Genomic DNA, 4087 nt, shown 5'->3' with positions numbered 1-4087 from the left:
GTGTAGCCGATATCGGCCCCGCGCGGGCCCCGGCGACCCGGCGGAGGGGGCCTGGTGGCCCCGCGCCCGCCCCCGCACCCGAGTCGAACACCCCAATCGGGCAGGAACAGGGCATACCGTTCCGAGAACCTGTTCTGGAATCGCGGTGTTCGTCGCCCCGGGGCGTCCGCGGGCGTCGCTGGGCGCGTTTCCCGCCCCCGCCCGCACCTAACGCGGAGTATTCACCCAGGTCACACCCCTGGAAGGTATCGCGATGCGGGTCGGAGGGCCGCCCCGGGTGTCGAAGACCGCGAACCCCGGTACCGCGCCGCCCCCCCCCGGACCACGGGGGAACCCGCCGCCCGGCAAGCAGGGCCCGGGAACCGCCCCGCTCACTCCGTCGCCGCCCATCACGGCGACCCCCGCACGCCCGGCGGCCGACGACGCTGCGGCGAGGGCCGCCGACCGTTGTCGTCGCCGCCCTGAACCTCACACCCTGGCGGCCCGCCTCCCGGCCAGGGCCATCGAGCGGGGTACCTGCTGATCCGCCCGCCCACCCGGACCGCGAGGGGGCCGCTGCTCGGAATCACCGCCCCACCCCCGGGCCCGCCCCGCCCCCGGGGTGGGGCGGGCCCGCTCCCCGATCACCCCGAAGCACCGTCCGTGCAGCAGGGGAGCAGCAGGGGAAGGAGAACGGGACGCCCCCGCGCCTCTTCGACGCTGAGCATGACGACCCGCGTGGCGGGTGGTGGGGACACCGCCGGAACCACACACCCAGACCAGCGGGCCGGAGCTCCACGTCGCTGCGGACGGCAGCGGAAGGCGAGAGCGGCGGGCGAACCCGTTCGTGTTCGTCCGCCGCCGTCCTCCGACTCGGCCCTGTGCCGTCAGTCGTCCTCGTCTGTGCGAATCTCGACGTTCCCGCTGGTCGTGGAGGCCCGGATCATGCTGTCGGCCCCGGCGTCGTCGCGCACCTCCACGTCGGCGTCGCCGCTGGTCGTCTCGGTCTGCACGTCGTAGGCGCCGACGGGGACGCGGAATTCGATGTCGCCCGAGGTGCTCTCCGCGCGCAGCGACTCGAAGCCCTCCCGCGTCTCGACCTCGACCGTCCCGGACGTGGACTCCAGTTCGGCCGTGCCGAACGCGCCCTCGATCTCGACCGGCCCCGAGGTGCTCTCCGCGATCATGCGGTCGACCTCCACGTCCTCCATCTCGATCGGCCCGGAGACCGAGCGCGCCTCCACCGATCCGGACGCCCCGGTCAGGTCGATCGGCCCCGAGACGGCCTCCAGGCGCGCATCGCCGCCCAGGTCCTCGGCCTCGATCGGGCCCGACACCGTCTCGGCGCGCACCGTGCCGTCCAGGCCGACGAGCTCGACGTCGCCGCCGGCCGTGTTCACCTCGACGTCGGCGCCCTCGGGCACCACCACCTCGTAGTCCACCGAGCAGGCCGACATCAGCGCCGCCTGGCAGGAGGCCTCGGCGCGCACCTCGCCGCCGCGCTCGTCCAGGCTCTCGTCCGGTTCGAACAGGAGCGACCGGTTCAGTTCCGCACGCACCTCGACGGCGTCGGTGTCGGCGCCGGTCACCGTCACCTCTCCCGGCGTCCGGTTCTCGATCACGACGCGCTCGGCGCCGTCGAACCGCTGGGGGGCGCGCTCCTCGCCGCCGACGGGCACCCCGCCGAGCGCGGCCGCCACCCCGGCGAGCAGGGCGGCGACCGCGACCACGATCCCCAGCCACATCCACCGGAACCGCCGCCGCCGCGGCACCTTGCTCGATGAGGCGTACAGCCCCCGCGCGTTGAACGTCATGGCTTCCTCCCTTCAGGGGCCGCGGTCTCCACGCCGCGGAGGTACTCCAGCACGGCGCGGACGCGCCGGTGGTCGTGGTCGTCCTGGCCCAGGTCGAGTTTGGTGAAGATGGACCGGATGTGCTTCTCCACCGCGCGCTCGGTGATCACCAGGCGCGCGGCGATCCCGGCGTTGTTCAGCCCTTCGGCCATCGCCGCCAGCACCTCGTCCTCACGGGGGCTGAGCCGGTCCAGGGCGCTGTCGCTGCGCCTGCTGAGGAGCTGGGAGACCACCTCGGGATCGATGGCGGCGCCCCCGTCGGCGACCCGGCGCAGCGCCTCCATGAACTCCTCGATGTCGGCGACCCGGTCCTTGAGCAGGTAGCCGACCTTGGAGGCGCCGCCGCCGAGGAGCTCCCCGGCGTACCGGCTCACCACGTGCTGGGACAGCAGCAGCACCGCCACCCCGGGGTGGGCGCGGCGGATGCGGATGGCCGCGTCCATGCCCTCCTCCGAGTAGCCGGGGGGCATGCGGATGTCGACCAGGCACAGGTCGGCCTCCGGGTGTTCGGCGACGGCCGCCATCAGCGCCTCGGCGTCGCCCGCCTGCGCGAGGACCTCCACCCCCTCGTCCTCCAGCAGCCGGGCCATGCCGCTGCGCAGCAGCACCGAGTCCTCGGCGATGATCACCCGCATCGCTATGCCTCCCATGGGATCTCCGCGGTCAGGACCGTCCCGCCGCCCTCGGGGCTGCGGACCTCCAGGCGCCCGTCCACGGCGTCCAGCCGGTCCCACAGCCCGTACAGCCCGGTGCCGCGCTCGGGGTCGGCGCCCCCGGCCCCGTCGTCGCTCACCTTGACCTCCAGCACCGCGCCGCGGCGTGCGGCGACCCGGCGCACCGCGATCCGCGCCGAGGAGGCGCGCGCGTGCTTGGCCACGTTGGTGAGGGCCTCGCTGGCCACGTAGTAGGCCACCCCCTCGGCGCGCGGCGAGGGGCGCCCCTCCAGGTCCACCTCGACCTTGACCGGCACCGGCGACCGCCCGGCGGCCACCGGCAGCGCCGCCTCCAGCCCGTGGTCGGTGAGCACCCGGGGGTGCAGCCCGCGGGCGACCTCGCGCAGCTCCTCCATCACCTCCTTGGCCTCGGCCTGGGCCTCGTCCAGCAGTTCGCGGGCGCCCCGGGGGTCGCGGTCGAAGCGGGAGCGGGCCCGGCTGAGGGTGAGGGTGACCGCGAGCAGCCGCTGCTGGGCGCCGTCGTGCAGGTCGCGCTCGATGCGGCGGCGCTCGGCCTCGGCGGCGTCCACCATGCGCGACCTGCTGTCCTGGACGTGCATGAGGCGGCGGCGCACCCGGACCTCGGGGGCGTCGAAGAGCATCGTGCGGGCGATCGCGTACTCCAGCCGCACCGCGAACGGCGCCAGCCACAGCGCGACCGGCACCCCCACCAGGCCGATGGCCAGGTTGAACGAGAGCTCGCCCAGGTCGGCCGCGCCGCCGACGGCGATGTAGGCGGCGACGATGGCCGCGGCCGCCGCCCCGCCGACGCCGAAGGCGACCAGGGCGAGCACCAGTCCGCCGACGAACACCCCCTGCAGCCCGGCGACGGTGCAGTAGAGCAGGTTGCCCCACGCCTCGGCGCCGAACACGTAGTGCAGGGCGCGGCCGGGGCGGGAGGAGGGCACGTCGGGGTCGGGCGGGCGGGTCTCGACGACCCCGAAGGCGTCCCCGAGCCAGCGCCGCTGCAGGGCGCAGCCGAGTCGGGCGCTGAGCATGCCGAGCACGGCGAAGCCCAGGACCGCGCCCGCCTGGACGAAGATGCTCGTGCCCTGGGCCGCGAAGGGGGCGCCGACCAGGTTGTAGTAGACCTCGAACACGACGACGGTGGCGGCGAGCATCACGAAGGTCGCCGGGACCAGGTACAGCACGGACAGCACCAGCGAGGTGAGCAGGTGCAGCAGGGCCAGGAGCCGCTCGCCCCANTCCGGGAGGCGCCGGCGGCCGCCGCCGCTTCCCCGCTCGCCATCGCGTCCGGCCTCCCGCCGTCGTCTCCACCGCTCACCATGGAACCTATGGTCGCGCGCCCGGGACCCGCCATGGCGCTGCCACGTGAAGGGGGGTAGTGCCAGCACGCCCTGCTCGTCGGAGGATCCTCCGAAGGGCGGGGCGTGCCGCCTCGCACATGCCAGCCGATCACCTATTCCGCCTGGCATATGCGAGAGGTAGAGTGCCGATCATGCCGACGTTCCGGATCAGCGAGGTCGCCGAGCTCGCCGGGGTCAGCCCCGATACCGCCCGCCGCTGGATCGACGCGGGCCG

The 4087-nt window shown here is 74.6% G+C and carries 3 protein-coding genes; all 3 read right to left on the bottom strand.

Translation table 11 applies throughout. The features are described 5' to 3' along the window. Positions 1-866 precede the first annotated feature (866 nt). From D476_RS0105060 to D476_RS40230, 3 genes are read right to left on the bottom strand one after another with little or no spacing between them, the layout of a single operon-like run. Positions 867-1793: a DUF4097 family beta strand repeat-containing protein gene (locus D476_RS0105060; protein ID WP_017622888.1), complete on the bottom strand. Its 927-nt coding sequence runs from the start codon at positions 1791-1793 to the stop codon at positions 867-869. After that, positions 1790-2467: a response regulator transcription factor gene (locus D476_RS0105055; RefSeq protein ID WP_017622887.1), complete on the bottom strand. Its 678-nt coding sequence runs from the start codon at positions 2465-2467 to the stop codon at positions 1790-1792. Before D476_RS0105055 ends, D476_RS0105060 begins: the two co-directional genes overlap by 4 nt. Before the next feature lie 2 nt (positions 2468-2469). Then, positions 2470-3078, bottom strand: a complete 609-nt coding sequence (locus D476_RS40230; protein WP_449289393.1) for a sensor histidine kinase — start codon at positions 3076-3078, stop codon at positions 2470-2472. Between the last annotated feature and the right edge of the window lie 1009 nt (positions 3079-4087).

It is taken from the genome of Nocardiopsis chromatogenes YIM 90109 (assembly GCF_000341185.1).
Classification (GTDB): domain Bacteria; phylum Actinomycetota; class Actinomycetes; order Streptosporangiales; family Streptosporangiaceae; genus Nocardiopsis_A; species Nocardiopsis_A chromatogenes.
This window is presented reverse-complemented; position numbering and strand designations above follow the sequence as displayed.

What these genes read in the sequence shown, in the direction of transcription:
- D476_RS0105060 (WP_017622888.1), bottom strand. Translation starts at nt 1,793, where the DNA reads ATGACGTTCAACGCGCGGGGGCTGTACGCCTCATCGAGCAAGGTGCCG.
- D476_RS0105055 (WP_017622887.1), bottom strand. Translation starts at nt 2,467, where the DNA reads ATGCGGGTGATCATCGCCGAGGACTCGGTGCTGCTGCGCAGCGGCATG.
- D476_RS40230 (WP_449289393.1), bottom strand. Translation starts at nt 3,078, where the DNA reads ATGGTGGACGCCGCCGAGGCCGAGCGCCGCCGCATCGAGCGCGACCTG.